We start from the raw sequence: 16683 nt of genomic DNA on the forward strand, positions 1-16683 counted from the left end.
AAAATACCCGTAACTTACTCAATTCTTTATATTCGGGGTGTTAAGTAATTGACTACTGTAGCAAACAGTAAAAAGAATTTATACGTTGATAAATATTCTTTCATAAAAGATTTTAATTATTATATTAAAGCTGAAACTCCATTCTTATTTTTAATTGACTTTCATATGAAAAATTTTTTCATATCACCGTTAGATCAATTAAAAACAAACGAAATAATGTTTAATTTCAACGGAATTTCAAACTTTCACAATAAGCAGATTGATAAAAAAGTAGAACTTACATCAACGCCTGTGGATTATGAAACATATTTGAAAAGCTTTAATATAGTTCAAAATCACCTGAAACTTGGTAACAGCTATCTTGTTAACCTCACTTTTCCCACTGAAATTTACTCAAACTTAAGCTTTGATGAAATCTTTTGCAAAAGTAAGGCATTATATAAATTGAAATTTTATGATCACTTTATCTTCTTTTCACCTGAAACTTTTATAAAAATAATAGATGGGTTCATATATACCTACCCTATGAAAGGAACAATTGATGCCTCATTACAGGACGCAGAAGAAAAAATCTTAAAAGATGAAAAAGAGCTTGCCGAACATATAACAATTGTGGATTTGCTGAGAAATGACTTAAATATGGTATCAACTGATGTCACTGTAACAAAATTCAGGTTTATCTCAAAAATCAGATCAAACAACAAAGATCTTTTACAGGTAAGCTCAGAAATAATAGGAAAATTACCATTGGATTACAAAAACTATTTAGCAGAAATTTTCTTAAAACTTCTTCCTGCTGGTTCAATATCTGGTGCTCCAAAAAGAAAAACTGTGGAAATAATTAAAAATGCTGAAATCTATGACAGAGGTTTTTATACAGGTATTGCAGGCATTTTTGATGGGAAAAACATTGATTCATGTGTTATAATCCGATTTATTGAAAGGATTGATGGCAAGTTAATTTATAAAAGTGGTGGTGGGATTACAATCTATTCTAATCCTGAAAAAGAATATATGGAGCTTATAAATAAGATTTATGTCCCTACTTGTTGAAACAATTAAATTAAAAAATGGAATATTTTATAATTTAGATTATCATAATAAAAGATTCAATCGTTCTAGATTTGAATTGTTTAGAATAAAAAAAGAAATTGATTTAATAGATATTTTACAAACAACCAATTATCCAACATCAGGTCTTTTCAAAACCAGAATCATTTACGATGAAAAAATAGTAAAAATAGAATTTGAAGAATATCAAATTAAGCATATTGAAAAGTTAAAAATGGTTGTCAATAATAATATAACTTACCCATACAAATTCCTTAACAGACAGGCATTTGATACAATTAAAAAAAATTTATCCAAAAATGAAGAAGCAATTATAGTTAAAAATGGCTTTATAACTGATACAACTTTTTCTAATCTTGCTTTTTATGATGGACAAAATTGGTTTACACCAAAGACTTATCTTTTGAATGGCACAAAAAGACAATTTTATATTGATAAAAAATTACTACTTGAATCCACAATCACATTGCATGATTTAAGAAAATTCTTAAAAGTATCTCTAATAAATACCATGCTTGATATAGCTGAAATAGAAATTTCTACAAAAAACATCTTACTATCAAAACAAAATAGTGTTTGACTTAATTAAAAAATATCTTTAATATATAATTAGTTAATTTAGACTAGCTTGTTTAATTAGTAGTAGTTTATAGAACGGAGTTTTATGTTTTTATAAAAAAATATAAGATCAAATAAAAATTATCTTTTAGTTTAGTTATCTTAATTTCTAATACATTTACATAAAAATGGAGGTTTTATGCAAAAAAGTATTTTGAAAAGCATGATGAATAACTTTCTTGGTAATGCACCAAACTGGTATAAATATACCATCATAATCTTTCTGTTAATCAACCCTGTTCTTTTAAAAGTTTTAGGACCTTTTATAACTGGTTGGATTATTATGATTCAATTTATATTCACATTGTCTATGGCTCTAAAATGTTATCCTTTACCTGCTGGTGGTTTAATAGCTCTTGAAGCCATTATATTAAACATGACATCTCCTAAAACAGTATACAAAGAAGTCGTGGTCAACTTTCCTCTTATTTTACTTATGATATTCATGGTAGCCGGAATATATTTTATGAAAGAAGGGTTACTTTTTATCTTTTCTAAAGTTTTAATTAAAGTAAAATCAAAACTTTACTTATCTCTATTATTTTCATTTTTTGCAGCACTACTTTCGGCTTTTTTAGATGCTTTAACTGTTATGGCAGTTATCATAGCGGTTATATACGGATTTTATCAAATTTACCATAAAGTAGTATCAGAAAGTCATACGGATAAGGAATTTGATTTATCAGATGATAGTCAGTTTAAAGATAATCTCAAAAAAGATTTAGAAAATTTCAGAGGGTTTTTAAGAAACTTATTAATGCATGGAGCTATTGGGACTGCTCTTGGTGGAGCCACCACACTAGTTGGTGAACCACAAAATTTACTTATTGGAAAGATTGTAGGCTGGGACTTTGTAGATTTTTTCATCCATACTGCCCCTGTCTCAATTCCCGTATTAATCACAGGTCTAATTACATGTATCATATTAGAAAAATTTAAAATTTTCGGATATCACTATGAAATACCACAAAGCGTTAGAACTATTTTGGAAAAATATAAAGAAGAACAAAACCTAATGTCAGATAATAAATATAAAGCAAGACTACTGACTCAAGGATTTATAGGGATAATTCTTATTATCTCCCTAGCTTTCCATATTGCAGAAATTGGCCTTATTGGTCTAATGATTATTGTATTACTTACAGCATTTACAGGAATAATCGATGAACACAAAATAGGTAACGCATTTACAGAAGCATTACCTTTTACTGCACTCTTAGTAGTTTTCTTTGCCATTGTTGCTATTATTCATGATCAAAATCTTTTTACACCTATAACCAAACTTGTAATAGGTCTTGATGGGAATACCCAAAAAGTTGCCTATTTTACAGCAAATGGGATATTATCTATGATAAGTGATAATGTCTTTGTTGCAACTGTTTACGCAAGTGAAACATTAGAAGCGTTTAAAGCTGGACTTATATCCAAAGCTCAATTTGAAAAGTTGGCAATTGCTATAAATATGGGAACAAATATCCCCTCGATAGCAACACCTAATGGACAAGCAGCATTCCTATTTTTATTAACTTCTGCTGTTGCACCACTAATCAGATTATCCTATTTTGAAATGATAAAGTTAGCCATTCCATATTTTTTCACAATGACAACTGCGGGCTTAATTGGGATGTATTTCTTATAATTCAAAAAAATATCAAAGTATCTAATTTCAAGCTGTCACTTCTTTAGTGGCAGCTGTTTATATACTCTTTTAATTTTGTAATCACACTTTTGACAGTCGGTAACCCTTTATCAGGAAGTAAATGTTCTAAAAATCTCACACTATCACCTAGTGTAATAAGGTACGGTTCTCTATATCCATTTTTATATACATTTCCATAACCAATATTTGCTAACAAGGCATTGCAAAGACATTTTCTACCTTTGGTATTTTTCACATCTCCGCCTTTTTTCACATATTCATCAACTGGTTCAGCAGGGCACCTATAACCTATTTTACCTTTTTTATCTTTGTAAAGCTCTGCTAAATATCTAAAGTTACATATTCTTTTCCTTTCTAAGTAAATCTTCTCATCAGATAAAGTGCCTTCAACTTGTGCAACTTTAAAAGGAAAACCTGTAGGAGAAGCAAGTGGATCAGCAAATACTTTTATAGTACCACCTTTTATCATTTCTATTAATTTAAGTTTAATATCTTCATTAAAACCAGATTCTTTTGTCAAAGCAAAGATAGTTCCTACCTGAACACCTGTAGCGCCAATTTTTGATAACGCTTCTGATATTTTTTCTTGAGTTACATAGTTTCCTGCTAAATAAAAAGGTACCTCAAGTTTTTTAATTTTTTCAAAATCAATTTTATCCTTTTCACCATAAACAGGAGCTCCGTTTACATCAAAAACCCCTTTTACTCTTGGAGGAGCATTGTGCCCCCCAGCCATATAATTTTCAATAACTAACCCATCAACTTTTCCTGTGGATTTTTTAACAAGCGTTGTTGCCAATACATTTGAAGAAACAATAGCAAAGAAATATGGACGTTTTAGCTCAATTGCTTTTTTCTGCATAAAACTTCTAGGACTAAAAAACATTTTAAATTTTTCATCTTTTGAAGCTCCAGTCACATTCAAAGTAAGTTCAGCATCTAACCCTTTTGAAAATCTATCCAAAATTCCAGGTATTTCCCGTGGAATTCCAGCACCCATAATTACATAATCCACATCAGCTAACATTGCCCCATATAGTGAATAGAGTGTAGTTAATTGAACTTTTTCAAGTAAGTTTATACCAACTGGTGAATTATGCCCTTTTTTAGCTAAAAATACTTCTACAAAATTTGCAGCAACTGTAAGCTCAATCAATTCATCAGAAGGATTTAAGCTAAAAAAAGGGACAGGTAAATAGCTCCCATCCTTTCTTTTTTTTCCAAAAAATCTTGTATAAATTCTTTCTGCAACCTCTTTGATCGGAAAATGTAACAATGCATAAACAACATCTTCATCTTTCTCTTGTAACCTTCTAGCCAAAATTGTTTCTAGAGCCGTTGCTGAAACAACCCCTAATCCTCCTGATGCAGATACTGCTCTAGCCAACCGCCAATTCGATACTCCAACTCCCATACCCCCTTGAATTAAAAATGGATGATTCATACCTTACCTCATTCCTATTTTTCTTAATTTTAAAATAACATTGTGTTCTTTTACAATAAAAATGAGTGAATGAATAATCAACTTATTAAATCATAAATGAACCAATATCGAGATAAATCTTTAAAAACAATTAAAAGATTCCATAAAAATGACAACTAATTAATAACAAATATATTTCTACACTGTTCATTTATATTCATGAAATAACTAATTAACCACTACAAAGTGTAAATTTTACACATTAGTGTGTAATTTTTTCTCAAAACTGACTAATTTTGAAACTTTTACTAAACATAACTTATTCGTTTTTAAATTAAGTTTGTATTACCAAATTAATAATTAACTATATACAACCTATTCTAACACTATACACTACCTTTCAAAAAACAAAAATTAAATGTAACATATTTAATTTGGCACATTTTTTGTTTCTAATTCTACAAAAACGGAGGTCTGTTTATGTTATCTTTAAAGAAAATTACTTCTATTATTCTTCTATTATCTTTTTTAATACTCGCCTATACAGGATCTATGCTTTATATTGCACCACAAGGAAGAGTAGCTTATTGGGCAATATGGAAATTTGCAGGTTTAACAAAAACTGAATATACAAATATTCATATCATGTTTTCACTAATTTTTCTAATTTTTGGAATCCTTCATATTTACTATAACTGGAAAGCTATAATACATTACTTAAAAAACAAACATAAAAAACTTGTTATCCTTACCCCAAACTTCATAATAGCCTTATTAATAACATTGCTCACATTCTTGGGAACTTATTATAATCTGAAACCCTTCAACACAGTAATCATTTTTAGTGATAATATTAAGACATATTGGGAAAAAGTACTTGGAACTCCTCCAATATCCCATGGAGAACTGTTATCTTTAGAAAATTTCTGTACAAAATTTAACATAGATTTACAAAAAGCAGAGTCAATTTTAAAAGAAAACGAAATCAAAATTAACAGTCCTAACGATACCCTTAAAACCATTGCAATAAAAAATAACACAACACCACAAAAAATTTACGAATTAATTAGAAATGCTAAAGAACTATCGCAGAACAAAACCACAAATAGTACAGAAGAAAACACACCAACAGGTCTTGGAAAACTAACATTAAAAGAAATGAGTGAATTATATAATATTAACTTTGAAAAAGCAAAAGATATATTAAAAACAAAAGGATTTAAATTTGATGACAATACAAAGATTAAGGATATAAGTATTCAAAAAGGGATGCTACCCGTTGATATTTACAAAATGCTAAAAAAATAGAAAACAAACTATTAATCTAGATGCCGCTTTCCTGCGGCATCTAGATATAAAGTATATCAAAAACTTTAAAACTTTTTTTTAAAGTTTGAGTTACCACGTTTTTTATATAGTTCATATAAAGTTTTTCTAATCGTTTATCAATATGTGTAGCTTTGTATTTTCTCGCATTTTCTAGCAATTTAAACAAATCTACTATTTTATCTTCAATCACAATACCAGTTCCTGCACAACATTTTTTACATTTTACTGTACCATCATCTTGAAGTAAAAGATCTCTTTTCTTACCACATTCATAACAATTTATTTCAGACAAAAATCCAGAATGTTTTAAAATAAAATATGTTATATAAACCGTAGATTTATAAATATTATCATTTCTTATACCCAAAATCATTTTCCACAATAAATTATTATGCTCATAATCTAATCCAAATTCATCTAATAATTTAAATATTAAGTTAAGTCTCACAAGTATATATGGGTTTTCAATAAAAAAATAATATTTAATATTAGGCTCAAATCCATAAAATTTATGCAGTCCAGAACTTTCTTTTAAAAGAAAATCAACTGTACCTGGCAAAAACTTAAATACTCCACCCTTTTTTCCAAAAGCCCTTGATATAAAAACCTTTATAACCCCATATTCTCTTGTAAAGAGAAAACCAATAGCTGATCTGTCAGAATAAGTTAACAATTTGTATATTATTGCCTCAGTTTTAACTCTGTTCATCAAAGAATTGATAATAATAACATTGAAATGGTAAAATAAATTGTTAAACCTGTAATATCATTTAAAGTTGAGATAAAAGGGCTTGAAGCAACAGCTGGATCAAAGTTAAACCTTATCAAGGTAGCAGGCACAAAAGTCCCCGTAAAAGTAGAAAACGTCACAGCTGCAAACATAGCAGTACCAACTATTATTCCCAATTTAGGATCACCGTGCCAAATAGGAGCAACTAAAGCAAGTAACAATCCCATAATCAATCCCATAATCATACCAACTCTTATCTCTTTAAAAATAATCTTACCTAGATTCTTGCTATCAATTCTACCTAAAGCCATTCCTCTAATTAGTATTGTTGCTGACTGACTTCCCACATTACCACCCATTGCCATAATAAGAGGCATAAAACTAGCCAAAACAACAAATTCCTGAACCCTTCCCTGAAAAAAAGTGATGACAAAACCTGAAACTAATTCTCCTACAAAAGTAATTAATAACCATGGAAGTCTAACTTTTGCAATTTTTAGAGATTTATTACCCATTAAAACTTCATCATCTGTAGTACCAGCCATTTTATAAATATCTTCTGTGGCTTCTTCACGAATAATATCAATAATATCATCAACAGTAATAATACCCACAAGTCTGTTCTGTTCATCCACAACAGGGACTGCAAGTAAATCATACTTTTCAACAACTTTAGCTACATCTTCCCTGTCCATATCGACAGTTACTCGAATAATGTCTTTAGTCATTATTTCTTTTAGTTTCTTCTCAGGCGGGTTTAAAATAAGCTGTCTAAGAGAAATTACTCCCACAAGTCTTCCTTCATCATCAACTACGTAAAGATAAAAAACCATTTCCACATCTTCAGCTTTATGCAAAACTTTAGTAGCTTCCTTAACCGTCGTATCCTCATGGAGGGCAAAAAAGTTTGGATTCATTACAGCCCCTGCACTATCCTCAGGATAGTGTAGAAGCTCTTCTACAGCTTCAACTTCATCTTTTTTCATATATTTTAAAATTTCATTTACCTTTTCCTGCTCAAGTAATCTTAAAATATTCGCAGTATCATCACTTTCCATCTCATTTAAAATCAATGCTATTTCATTAGGTTGCATATCTTCAAAAAATTCAATTATTTGAGAGTCATCTAACTCAAGAATTATACTAGCAAGCTTACTTTTATCGGAAATAGATTCCCATATTTTTTTTCTATCCAAATCACTTAAATGCTTTATTATTAGTGCAATATCAGCAGGATGCAATTTGTTTAAAACCTTTTCAAGGCTAGTCTTTGCATTTTTTCTTACCAACTTTTTTACTGTTTCAATTTTTACTCTCAATGCAGGTGTAATCATCTACAATAACCTTTGAATTTTTAAATATTCATCCTTTTCTTGCCAATTATTTACTACTTTTACCCATAAATCAAGATATACCTTAACACCAAAAAATTTTTCCAAATTTTCCCTAGCTCTTTTACCAATTTCTTTAATAGTTCTTCCATGTTTTCCCAAAAGTATAGCTTTCTGTGAATCTCTAGAAATAATTATCGAACAAGAAGTATAAAGTAAATCACTACTCTTATCTTCCACAAGCTCACATTCAACTACGGTATCATATGGTACTTCATCTTTTAAGAGCTTAAAAATTTGCTCTCTAACAAACTCTGCTATTAAAAACTTCTCAGGTATATCGGTAATATAATCATTATCAAAAATTTTATAGTTCTCAGGTAAATCTCTTATAGTTAAATCAATCAATTTATCAATATTGATCCCTTTAAGAGCTGAAACAGGTAATACATAATCAAACTCCAGATATTTAAAAATTTTATTAGCTGTGATAATCGCTTTTGATTTTGTAGATTTATCAATCTTATTAATCAATAAATATTTTTTCCCTTGGTATTTTTTTAGAACCTCAAGTATAAATAATGTTTCTTTGCCAATAAGTTCACCAGGCTCAACTACAAAGTACACAATATCCACCATATCAAGACTATCCAGTGCATTTTGAACCATAAGTCTGTTTATTTTATCTTTTGCATTATGAATCCCTGGTGTATCAATCAAAATAATCTGATAGTTTTCGCCTGTTTTAACCCCTTTAATGTTTGTTCTTGTAGTATTTGGTTTGTTTGATACAATTGTAATTTTCTCATCTAGCATTTTATTTAATAATGTAGATTTACCTACATTAGGTCTCCCAATAATAGACACAAAACCACATTTAAATCTCATTACTCTTTATCCTCTTCATCTTTTATAACTGTAAGTTGAAGCTTTTCCAATTTTTTACCATCCTTTTCTAAAACTTTAAAAATAAAGTTTTTATATCTGTACTCCTCTCCAATTTCTGGAATTTTTCCTGCTAAAAAATAAATAAGTCCTCCCACTGTTTCATAATCATCCATACTATCATCCCTCTCAAGCTCAAAAAACTCACAAAAATCATCAATATCTAATAAGGGATCAATTAAAAAAATATTATTATCTACCTGTATAATTCTATCTTCCTCTTTATCAAACTCATCCCTTATCTCTCCTACAATTTCTTCGATTATATCTTCAAGTGTCACAAGCCCAGCTACCCCCCCATACTCATCAATAACAATTGCAAGATGGATATGGTTTAATTGAAACTCTTTTAATAAATCATCAATTTTTTTTGTTTCTGGGACAAAATAAGGTTTTCTCAATATTTTTTTCATATCAAAATTTACAAAACCATCTTTCAACTCTTTTAACAAATCCTTTGTGTATAAAATACCTATAATATTATCCATTCTTCCTTCATACACAGGAATTCTAGAATATTCTGTCTCTATTACCACTTTTAAAACATCATCAATCGGTAAATCTACTTTAACAGCTACCATATCAGTTCGAGGAACCATAATTTCTTTCACAAGTGTTTCACTAATTTCAAAAATATTATGCAACATTTCTTTTTTTTGACTCTCTAAAACTCCTTCTTCCCCACCTACATTTATCAGAAATTCTAATTCATCCTCTGTAATTTTTGGCTGATCATTTTCTAGTTTACCACCCATAATTTTTATTAAGAGTTTTACAAGTATATTTAAAGAAAAAGTAAAGGGGTAAAAAAGCTTATAAAAAATTTTAAGTATTTTAATAAAAATTCTTGATATTTTCTCAGCATTATGTTTAGCAAATGTTTTCGGCATCACTTCGCCAAAAACAAGTACTAGAAATGTCATTACTCCAGTAGTAAGCGCTATTTGAGAATTGCCATAATATTTTTCAGCTATATCTGCAGCCATTATCGAACCAAATATATTTACAATGTTATTACCTATTAATATCGTATTTAATACTTTATTAGGATGTAAAAGCCACAATTCCAAATCTTTCGCACGACTCCCATTCTCTTCCAACATATGTTTAACTTTTAATTCATTAAGTGATGTAAGTGCAGTTTCACTCGCAGAAAAAAAACCTGACATAAAAATACATCCTATCACTATAAAAACTTCAGTCATTATACTAATTTCCAACTTTTAACCTCCTACAGAAAAAATTTATACATAAAAAATGTAATAACAGCTCCCAAGATTGCACCAATAACAACTTCTGTTGTATTATGTATCTTCAGCTGAACACGCGATTGACAAACAAGAATCGTAAGCAAAAATACCATAATAATAACCATAACATCCTTTGTTAAATAAATTATGGAAACAAGAATTGAAAACGCTGTTGCAGCATGCCCAGAAGGCATTCCACCATGCAATGGCTTACCTCGGCCAAAGATTGCCTTTAAAATAACCACTAACAATACTGTAATTGATAAAGACATAACCGTCAAATGGTAAGGTAAATCGGGCAACCTTTTTAAAGCAAAACCAGCATATTCTCTAACTTTATCAAATAAAACAAAATAACCGACAAAAATTGCCCCAAAAGCAGTTGTCAATACGGCACCAGCCGCAACATCTTTTATATGTTTTGCATCTTCACACTTTTCCTTACATATATAATCAACAATATATTCAATCGCTGTATTAAAAAGCTCAGCAGCAATAACCAAAGTAACCGTAATAGCAAGTATAATATATTCTAAAAACTTTAACTTAAAAAAAAGAGCAAAAAATAAAATCAATACCGCTAAGATAGTATGAATTTTTAAGTTTCGTTCATGCCTTACTGCATATATTATCCCCTCAATAGCAAAACCTAGAGATTTCCACCAACTGTCAGATTTCATACACTAACTACATATTTTTTCATTTATTAAACTCTTTAAAATATCTTCTTGTAAATCAAACATTTCTTTTTCACTTTCTTTACTTTTTTCATGATCATATCCTAACAAGTGTAGCAATCCATGAATAAATAAAAATGAAACTTCTCTATCTAATGAAAATCCATGTTTATTACTAAATTCTTTTGCTTTATCAATGCATATCACAATATCACCTAAAATTCCATCAGATATTTCATCATCATTCATAGGAAAAGACAAAACATCTGTAGGCTTATCTACCCCTCTAAACTGTTTGTTAATTCCCTTTATTTCCGCATTATCACACAAAACAATTGAAATTTCAGCAAAATCTAGAGAATATCCAACAACATCGAAAACTTTACGTGTGATTTTTTTAAAAAAAATCTCCGAAAAACCAGAATCAACACGATCATCAATAAGTAGATTTATTTCACACATCACTTTCAGACTCATATTTTTCATAGGCTTTAATTATCCTCTGAACAAGAGGATGCCTTACCACATCTTTCTCTGTAAAATTGATAAACTTTATACCATCAACATTTTTTAATATTTTTTTTACCATCACAAGACCTGACTGTTTATCTTTAGGTAAATCTATCTGAGTTATATCACCTGTTATAACTGCTTTTGAATTAAATCCTAGCCTTGTCAAAAACATTTTCATTTGTTCAACGGTAGTATTTTGTGCCTCATCAAGAATAATAAAGGAATCATCCAAGGTTCTTCCTCGCATAAAAGCTAGTGGTGCTAGCTCTATAACACCCTTTTCTATCAGTTTTGCTGCTTTATCAATACTTAACATACTGTAAAGAGCATCATACAATGGTCTCAAATAAGGAGTTATCTTATCAGCTATATCCCCTGGCAAAAACCCCAATCTTTCACCTGCTTCCACTGCTGGACGTGTCAATATAATTCTATTTACTATCTTATTTAGATATAAATTTATTGCCATAGCCATAGCAAGATATGTCTTTCCAGTTCCTGCAGGACCAATACCAAAAACTACATCAAAATTTCTTATTGCATTGATATATTCATGTTGCTTCTTTGTTTTTGGTGTAACTCGTTTTACAAATCCTGCTACCTTAATATGATCGGTAAGTATAGATGAAACTTTCTCGTTTTTATCATCTTTAATCATATTTATAGCATCAGTAACATCTTCTGCACTAACATCCCTAACAAGAGCCACATGCTTTAAGTGATCTAATAGTTTTGCCGTCTTTTCTACATCATCATAATCGCCTTTAATAATAATCTCTGAACCCCGCACCACTATTTTTACATCCATTCGATCTTTTATCCTTTTTAAATTATCATCATTTGCACCTAAAATAATTGGTATTATTGGCTCTTGTATTGTAATAACCTTTTTAATTTCAACAATCTCCTTCACACGCAAGCTCCTCAAAAATCTTTTTTGCCATCATTTTTTCGTCCTCTATATTTTTTACTACTCCATCAAGTTTCATTTCCAATAACCTATCAAACACAATCTTAAATTTACTTGAAGGCTTATATCCTAAAGATATAAGAATATCACCATTAATTTCAAGACAAACATGCTTAATTTTAAGGAAATAATTTTTTATATACTCCTCATAATCTTCTCCTATAATTGCAGCAGTATAGAAAACAAATTCATCTTCAACCTCTTTGAATTGATTATAGACAAAAGAAGGTGTTATTATTTTTTGTTTTTTGAACTTGATAGCAGCATTTCTCGCTTTCAATATTTGAGTTATAATATGTTTTTTATAATTTTTTGTAAATTCAAATCTAGTCATTAATTTCTGCAAAGCAGATACTTTAAGCGGATGAAACAATAGAGAAAACCTTGTTTTCCAGACTTCTATTTCCTTTTTAAACTGTATATTAAACCAATTTAATAATTTTTCCAAATATTCAAAATCCTCTAATCTTTCTTTAGTCAAATATATGTTATCACTGAAAAATTTTAACACTTCATAATTCTGCAACATTTTTAACGCTTTTATGTAATCCTTTTCACTTAATATGTATTTAATTTCTAAAAATAATCTTTGTCCAACTATTCTATCTATAAGCTTTAAATTTACAGCATGTTTTAATAATCTATCTGTATGGGGGCCAATATTAAAATTAAAACGAACCGCAAACCTTATCGCTCTAAATATTCTCGAAGGATCGTCTACAAAGCTTAAATTATGCAACACCCTAATTTTTTTATCCTTAATATCAGACTGGGCACCAAAATAATCTATTAATTGACCAAACTCATCTTTATTTAGTTTTATCGCCATAGTATTAATTGTAAAATCTCTGCGGTATAAATCAGTTTTAATAGAGGAATCTTCTACAACTGGTGCTGCAGCAGGAAAATCATAATATTCTATTCTTGCAGTAGCAAAATCTATTCTAAATCCATCTTTGAATATCACAACAGCAGTCTTAAATTTGTAATGAGCAGATACTTTAGCTCCTTTCACCTTGGCATACTTTTTAGCTAGGATAACAGCGTCACCTTCCACCACTATATCTATATCGTAATTTTCTATCTTCATGATAAGATCCCTTACAAAACCTCCTACAACATAGGCATTCATACCTAACTCTTGAGCCATCTCACCAATTTCTTTTAAAATATTATATATTTTTTCTGGTAGTCTTCCTTTCATCAGATTTTTTACATTTTTAAATCTTCTATTACCCATTTGAGAAATTCTACCTAAAATATATTTAGGGGTTTTACTCAATTCAGACATTGCTCTAATAAAATCGGTTCTAGTGATAACTCCTACAAGCTTTCCATTATCTTCCACAGGGACAAGCTTCTGTCTTTTTTCAAGAATAATATCTTCCACCAAATGAAAAGGTGTATCTGGATTTACTGTATAATACTCTGTCTGCATAATAGAACTCACAGGCTCATCTGATAACCCATGCTTAATACCTTGTAAAATATCTTTCCTCGAAATTAGTCCAACTGTTTTTCCTTTTTTTACAACAGGCATTGTATTAAGATTATATTTCATAAATAACTCTAAAGCTTCCTTAAATTTTTTATCATGTTCAATAAACTTAACAGGAGATGTCATAAATTCCTTAGCAACTTTAATAGGTTTGATATTTTCTTTTATTAAATATTTCAACTTCTCAAGAGATTCATGCAACGTCATATCTTTAATAATAGCACTTGCAGCATAAGAGTGACCACCACCTTTAAACCCTTCTGCAATTTTACTTACATCAATTTCGTCTGTATTGCTTCTACCAATAAAAAGGACTCTATCTTCAACTCTGACAAGAATAAAAAGAGAGTCAAGTCCTTCAATATTTATAATTTTATGTGCAAGAATAGAAACCTCACTAACATATTCATCATAACTAGCAAATGAAACACCAACAGAGAAGTTTGCAATTTTTAAGACAGTCAAGTTCTGTAATAATTGATTTAAAATAAAAACTTGAGATCTGCTTAACTCCCTATTTATATGGATTGGTACGGCAGATAATTCACCTCCATTTTCAATCAAATAAGCAGCTGCATATAAATCTCTTGGAGTTGTATTACTATACGTTAAAAATCCTGTATCTTCATAAATTCCTAAAAGTAGAAGAGTGGCAAGCTCACTATCAATTTCTAGGCTTTTTACTTTTATCCTCTCAGTTATAATAGTAGATGTAGAGCCAAAACTAAAAATAAACTCTTCATCTGCTTCTATATCTTTACCACTTACAGGATGATGATCATAAATAATAACTCTTTTTGCTTTATCTAGTAGTGAAGCAGCATCCCCCAAACGTTCTCTAACTTTACAATCTGTTATAATTATTAGCTCAATATCCTCAGCTTTTATTTCATTGATATGTTTTAAAGGGATGTTAATATCATAGTGTCTTATAAACTTTTTAATATTTTCATCAAAACCTGTTGTATAAACAATAAAGTCACAAGAATGAATTCTAAGAGCAGCATAAGCACTAGCAATTGCATCAAAATCAGGATTCACATGAGTTAAGACAACTTTCAAGATTACCTCTTAAACCTAGGATGATAATTAGTTAGACTTTCACGCATTTTATCATCTGCAACTTGTGTATAAATTTCTGTTGTAGAAATAGATGCATGTCCAAGTAATAACTGAATTATTCTCAAATCAGCTCCATTAGCTAATAAATGAGTAGCAAATGAATGACGAAAACTATGAGGTGAAATATTTTTCTTAATACTTGCTTTTTTTACATACTTTTTAATAATTTTCCAACAATAAACTCTACTCAACCTTTTCCCATTTTTATTCAGAAATAGATAACCTTCATCCCTTCCTTTGACAAAGTAATTATGTCTTACATGAAAATAAGTTTCCAGCATTCCAACAATTTTTCTATTTAAAGGGACAAAACGCTCTTTATTTCCTTTCCCTTTTACTTTGACTACTCCCCTTTTTAAATCACAATCCGATATTTTTATATTTAAAAGCTCCGAAACTCTAACCCCAGAAGAATATAATAACCTAATAATTAAATTATCCCTCAAACCAACTGCAGAACTTGTATCTATAATGTCAAAAATTTTTTTAACCTCATCTTCTGTTAAAAACTCAGGTAACTTAAACCATTTTTTAGGCTTATCTAAAAATAAAATCGGGTTTTTATCAATCTTCTTTTCTTTTATTAAAAAATCAAAAAAAGAAGATAAGCTTGATAACTTCCTCAAAACAGTTTCCACTGCATATTTTTTATTTAAAAGCTCTTTTATATACAAAAGTATAGATTCCAAACTGTCATATTTTATTTTATTTATTTGAACAAACTTAAGATAACCCTTTAAGTCTCTAATATAAGCATCAACACTATTTTTAGTTAAAGACTCCTCATTAATCAAAAAATGCCTATAAAATTCAATTTCTTTCATATTGAGCTATAATATCCTCCACACTACTCATCCCTAACCTATCAGCACCTGCTTTTAAAAACATAACAGCTTGTCCATAAGTTTTTATACCACCAGCTGCCTTTATTTTAATAGTATCACCAAACTTATCTTTAATCAATGCTACATCAGATAATTTTGCACCATAACTTCCAAATCCTGTACTAGTTTTAACATATTCAACATTGGCATCAATTAAAAGTTTAACTGCATCAATTATTTGCTCTTCTGATAAATAACATGTTTCAATGATAACTTTCATAACTTTACTTTTAATTAACCTTCTGATTTTTGTTAACTCATGCAAAACTATCCTATAGTCGTTATCGAGAAATTTAGAGATGTTCATAACCACATCATATTCATCAATTTCTAAATTTTTTCCATAAACTATATCAGTTAATTTATTATCTATAAAATCATACCCAAAAGGGAACCCTATCACAGTTATAATCTCAAAACTTCTATTTTTAAATAACTCTTTATTTTCAAATAGTTTTGTTATAGGTAAACATAATCCATAAAAATTATATTTTTCACAAAGGGCTAAATATTTTTTTATTATTTTATTAGTAATGTTACCCTTTAAATAAGTTATATCAATTTTACCTATAACATCCCTAGGTTCAATATCAATTTTCATAATATTGAATTCCTCCTCACAAAAAATTAGATTTTTTTGTTTACATATCAATTCAGTTGAT

General features: G+C 29.3%; 15 protein-coding genes. 4 read left to right on the top strand and 11 right to left on the bottom strand.

Annotated features, from left to right (window positions below):
• The first annotated feature begins 48 nt into the window (after window positions 1-48).
• From OWK30_RS01155 to nhaB, 3 genes are all read left to right on the top strand, one after another.
• Complete coding sequence (locus OWK30_RS01155; RefSeq protein ID WP_423322767.1) at window positions 49-1053, top strand: aminodeoxychorismate synthase component I; 1005 nt, start codon at window positions 49-51, stop codon at window positions 1051-1053.
• Entirely contained in the window at window positions 1037-1651 is a 615-nt protein-coding gene (locus tag OWK30_RS01160) for an aminotransferase class IV (RefSeq protein WP_423322769.1), read from the top strand. The genes OWK30_RS01155 and OWK30_RS01160 overlap by 17 nt, the downstream gene beginning before the upstream one ends.
• 177 nt (window positions 1652-1828) lie before the next feature.
• A complete protein-coding gene (nhaB, locus tag OWK30_RS01165) occupies window positions 1829-3328 on the top strand; it encodes a sodium/proton antiporter NhaB (protein WP_423322771.1) in 1500 nt (499 codons plus the stop codon).
• A gap of 43 nt (window positions 3329-3371) precedes the next feature.
• Here the strand turns inward: nhaB and OWK30_RS01170 are convergent, their stop codons facing one another.
• The gene (locus tag OWK30_RS01170) at window positions 3372-4793 is read right to left on the bottom strand and encodes a nitronate monooxygenase (RefSeq protein WP_423322773.1); all 1422 of its coding nucleotides are present in this window, start codon (window positions 4791-4793) and stop codon (window positions 3372-3374) included.
• A gap of 459 nt (window positions 4794-5252) precedes the next feature.
• Between OWK30_RS01170 and OWK30_RS01175 the strand changes: the two genes are divergently transcribed.
• The gene (locus OWK30_RS01175) at window positions 5253-6080 is read left to right on the top strand and encodes a DUF4405 domain-containing protein (RefSeq protein ID WP_423322775.1); all 828 of its coding nucleotides are present in this window, start codon (window positions 5253-5255) and stop codon (window positions 6078-6080) included.
• A 40-nt stretch (window positions 6081-6120) separates the two neighbouring features.
• Here the strand turns inward: OWK30_RS01175 and recO are convergent, their stop codons facing one another.
• The 10 genes from recO to deoC are packed head-to-tail and all read right to left on the bottom strand — an operon-like array spanning window position 6121 to window position 16622.
• Window positions 6121-6810, bottom strand: a complete 690-nt coding sequence (gene recO, locus OWK30_RS01180) for a DNA repair protein RecO (RefSeq protein ID WP_423322777.1) — start codon at window positions 6808-6810, stop codon at window positions 6121-6123.
• Window positions 6810-8165 (bottom strand): magnesium transporter, encoded by a 1356-nt coding sequence (mgtE, locus tag OWK30_RS01185; RefSeq protein ID WP_423322779.1) that lies wholly within the window; start codon window positions 8163-8165, stop codon window positions 6810-6812. Before mgtE ends, recO begins: the two co-directional genes overlap by 1 nt.
• Complete coding sequence (gene era, locus OWK30_RS01190; protein WP_423322781.1) at window positions 8166-9050, bottom strand: GTPase Era; 885 nt, start codon at window positions 9048-9050, stop codon at window positions 8166-8168. It lies immediately after the preceding gene.
• A complete protein-coding gene (locus OWK30_RS01195) occupies window positions 9050-10327 on the bottom strand; it encodes a hemolysin family protein (RefSeq protein WP_423322783.1) in 1278 nt (425 codons plus the stop codon). Before OWK30_RS01195 ends, era begins: the two co-directional genes overlap by 1 nt.
• A gap of 11 nt (window positions 10328-10338) precedes the next feature.
• Window positions 10339-11037, bottom strand: a complete 699-nt coding sequence (locus OWK30_RS01200; protein ID WP_423322785.1) for a diacylglycerol kinase — start codon at window positions 11035-11037, stop codon at window positions 10339-10341.
• Between the two features lie 3 nt (window positions 11038-11040).
• Window positions 11041-11520: an rRNA maturation RNase YbeY gene (gene ybeY / locus OWK30_RS01205; RefSeq protein WP_423322787.1), complete on the bottom strand. Its 480-nt coding sequence runs from the start codon at window positions 11518-11520 to the stop codon at window positions 11041-11043.
• Entirely contained in the window at window positions 11489-12460 is a 972-nt protein-coding gene (locus tag OWK30_RS01210; RefSeq protein ID WP_423322789.1) for a PhoH family protein, read from the bottom strand. The genes ybeY and OWK30_RS01210 overlap by 32 nt, the downstream gene beginning before the upstream one ends.
• Window positions 12444-15077 carry a CBS domain-containing protein gene (locus tag OWK30_RS01215; RefSeq protein ID WP_423322791.1) on the bottom strand — a complete coding sequence of 878 codons (2634 nt, stop codon included), beginning with the start codon at window positions 15075-15077 and terminating at the stop codon, window positions 12444-12446. Before OWK30_RS01215 ends, OWK30_RS01210 begins: the two co-directional genes overlap by 17 nt.
• A 2-nt stretch (window positions 15078-15079) precedes the next feature.
• Entirely contained in the window at window positions 15080-15961 is an 882-nt protein-coding gene (xerA, locus tag OWK30_RS01220; protein WP_423322793.1) for a site-specific tyrosine recombinase/integron integrase, read from the bottom strand.
• Window positions 15948-16622 (bottom strand): deoxyribose-phosphate aldolase, encoded by a 675-nt coding sequence (deoC, locus tag OWK30_RS01225; protein WP_423322795.1) that lies wholly within the window; start codon window positions 16620-16622, stop codon window positions 15948-15950. The genes xerA and deoC overlap by 14 nt, the downstream gene beginning before the upstream one ends.
• Window positions 16623-16683 lie beyond the last annotated feature (61 nt).

The sequence above is a fragment of the Deferribacter abyssi genome, from assembly GCF_049472655.1.
Classification (GTDB): Bacteria; Chrysiogenota; Deferribacteres; order Deferribacterales; family Deferribacteraceae; genus Deferribacter; species Deferribacter abyssi.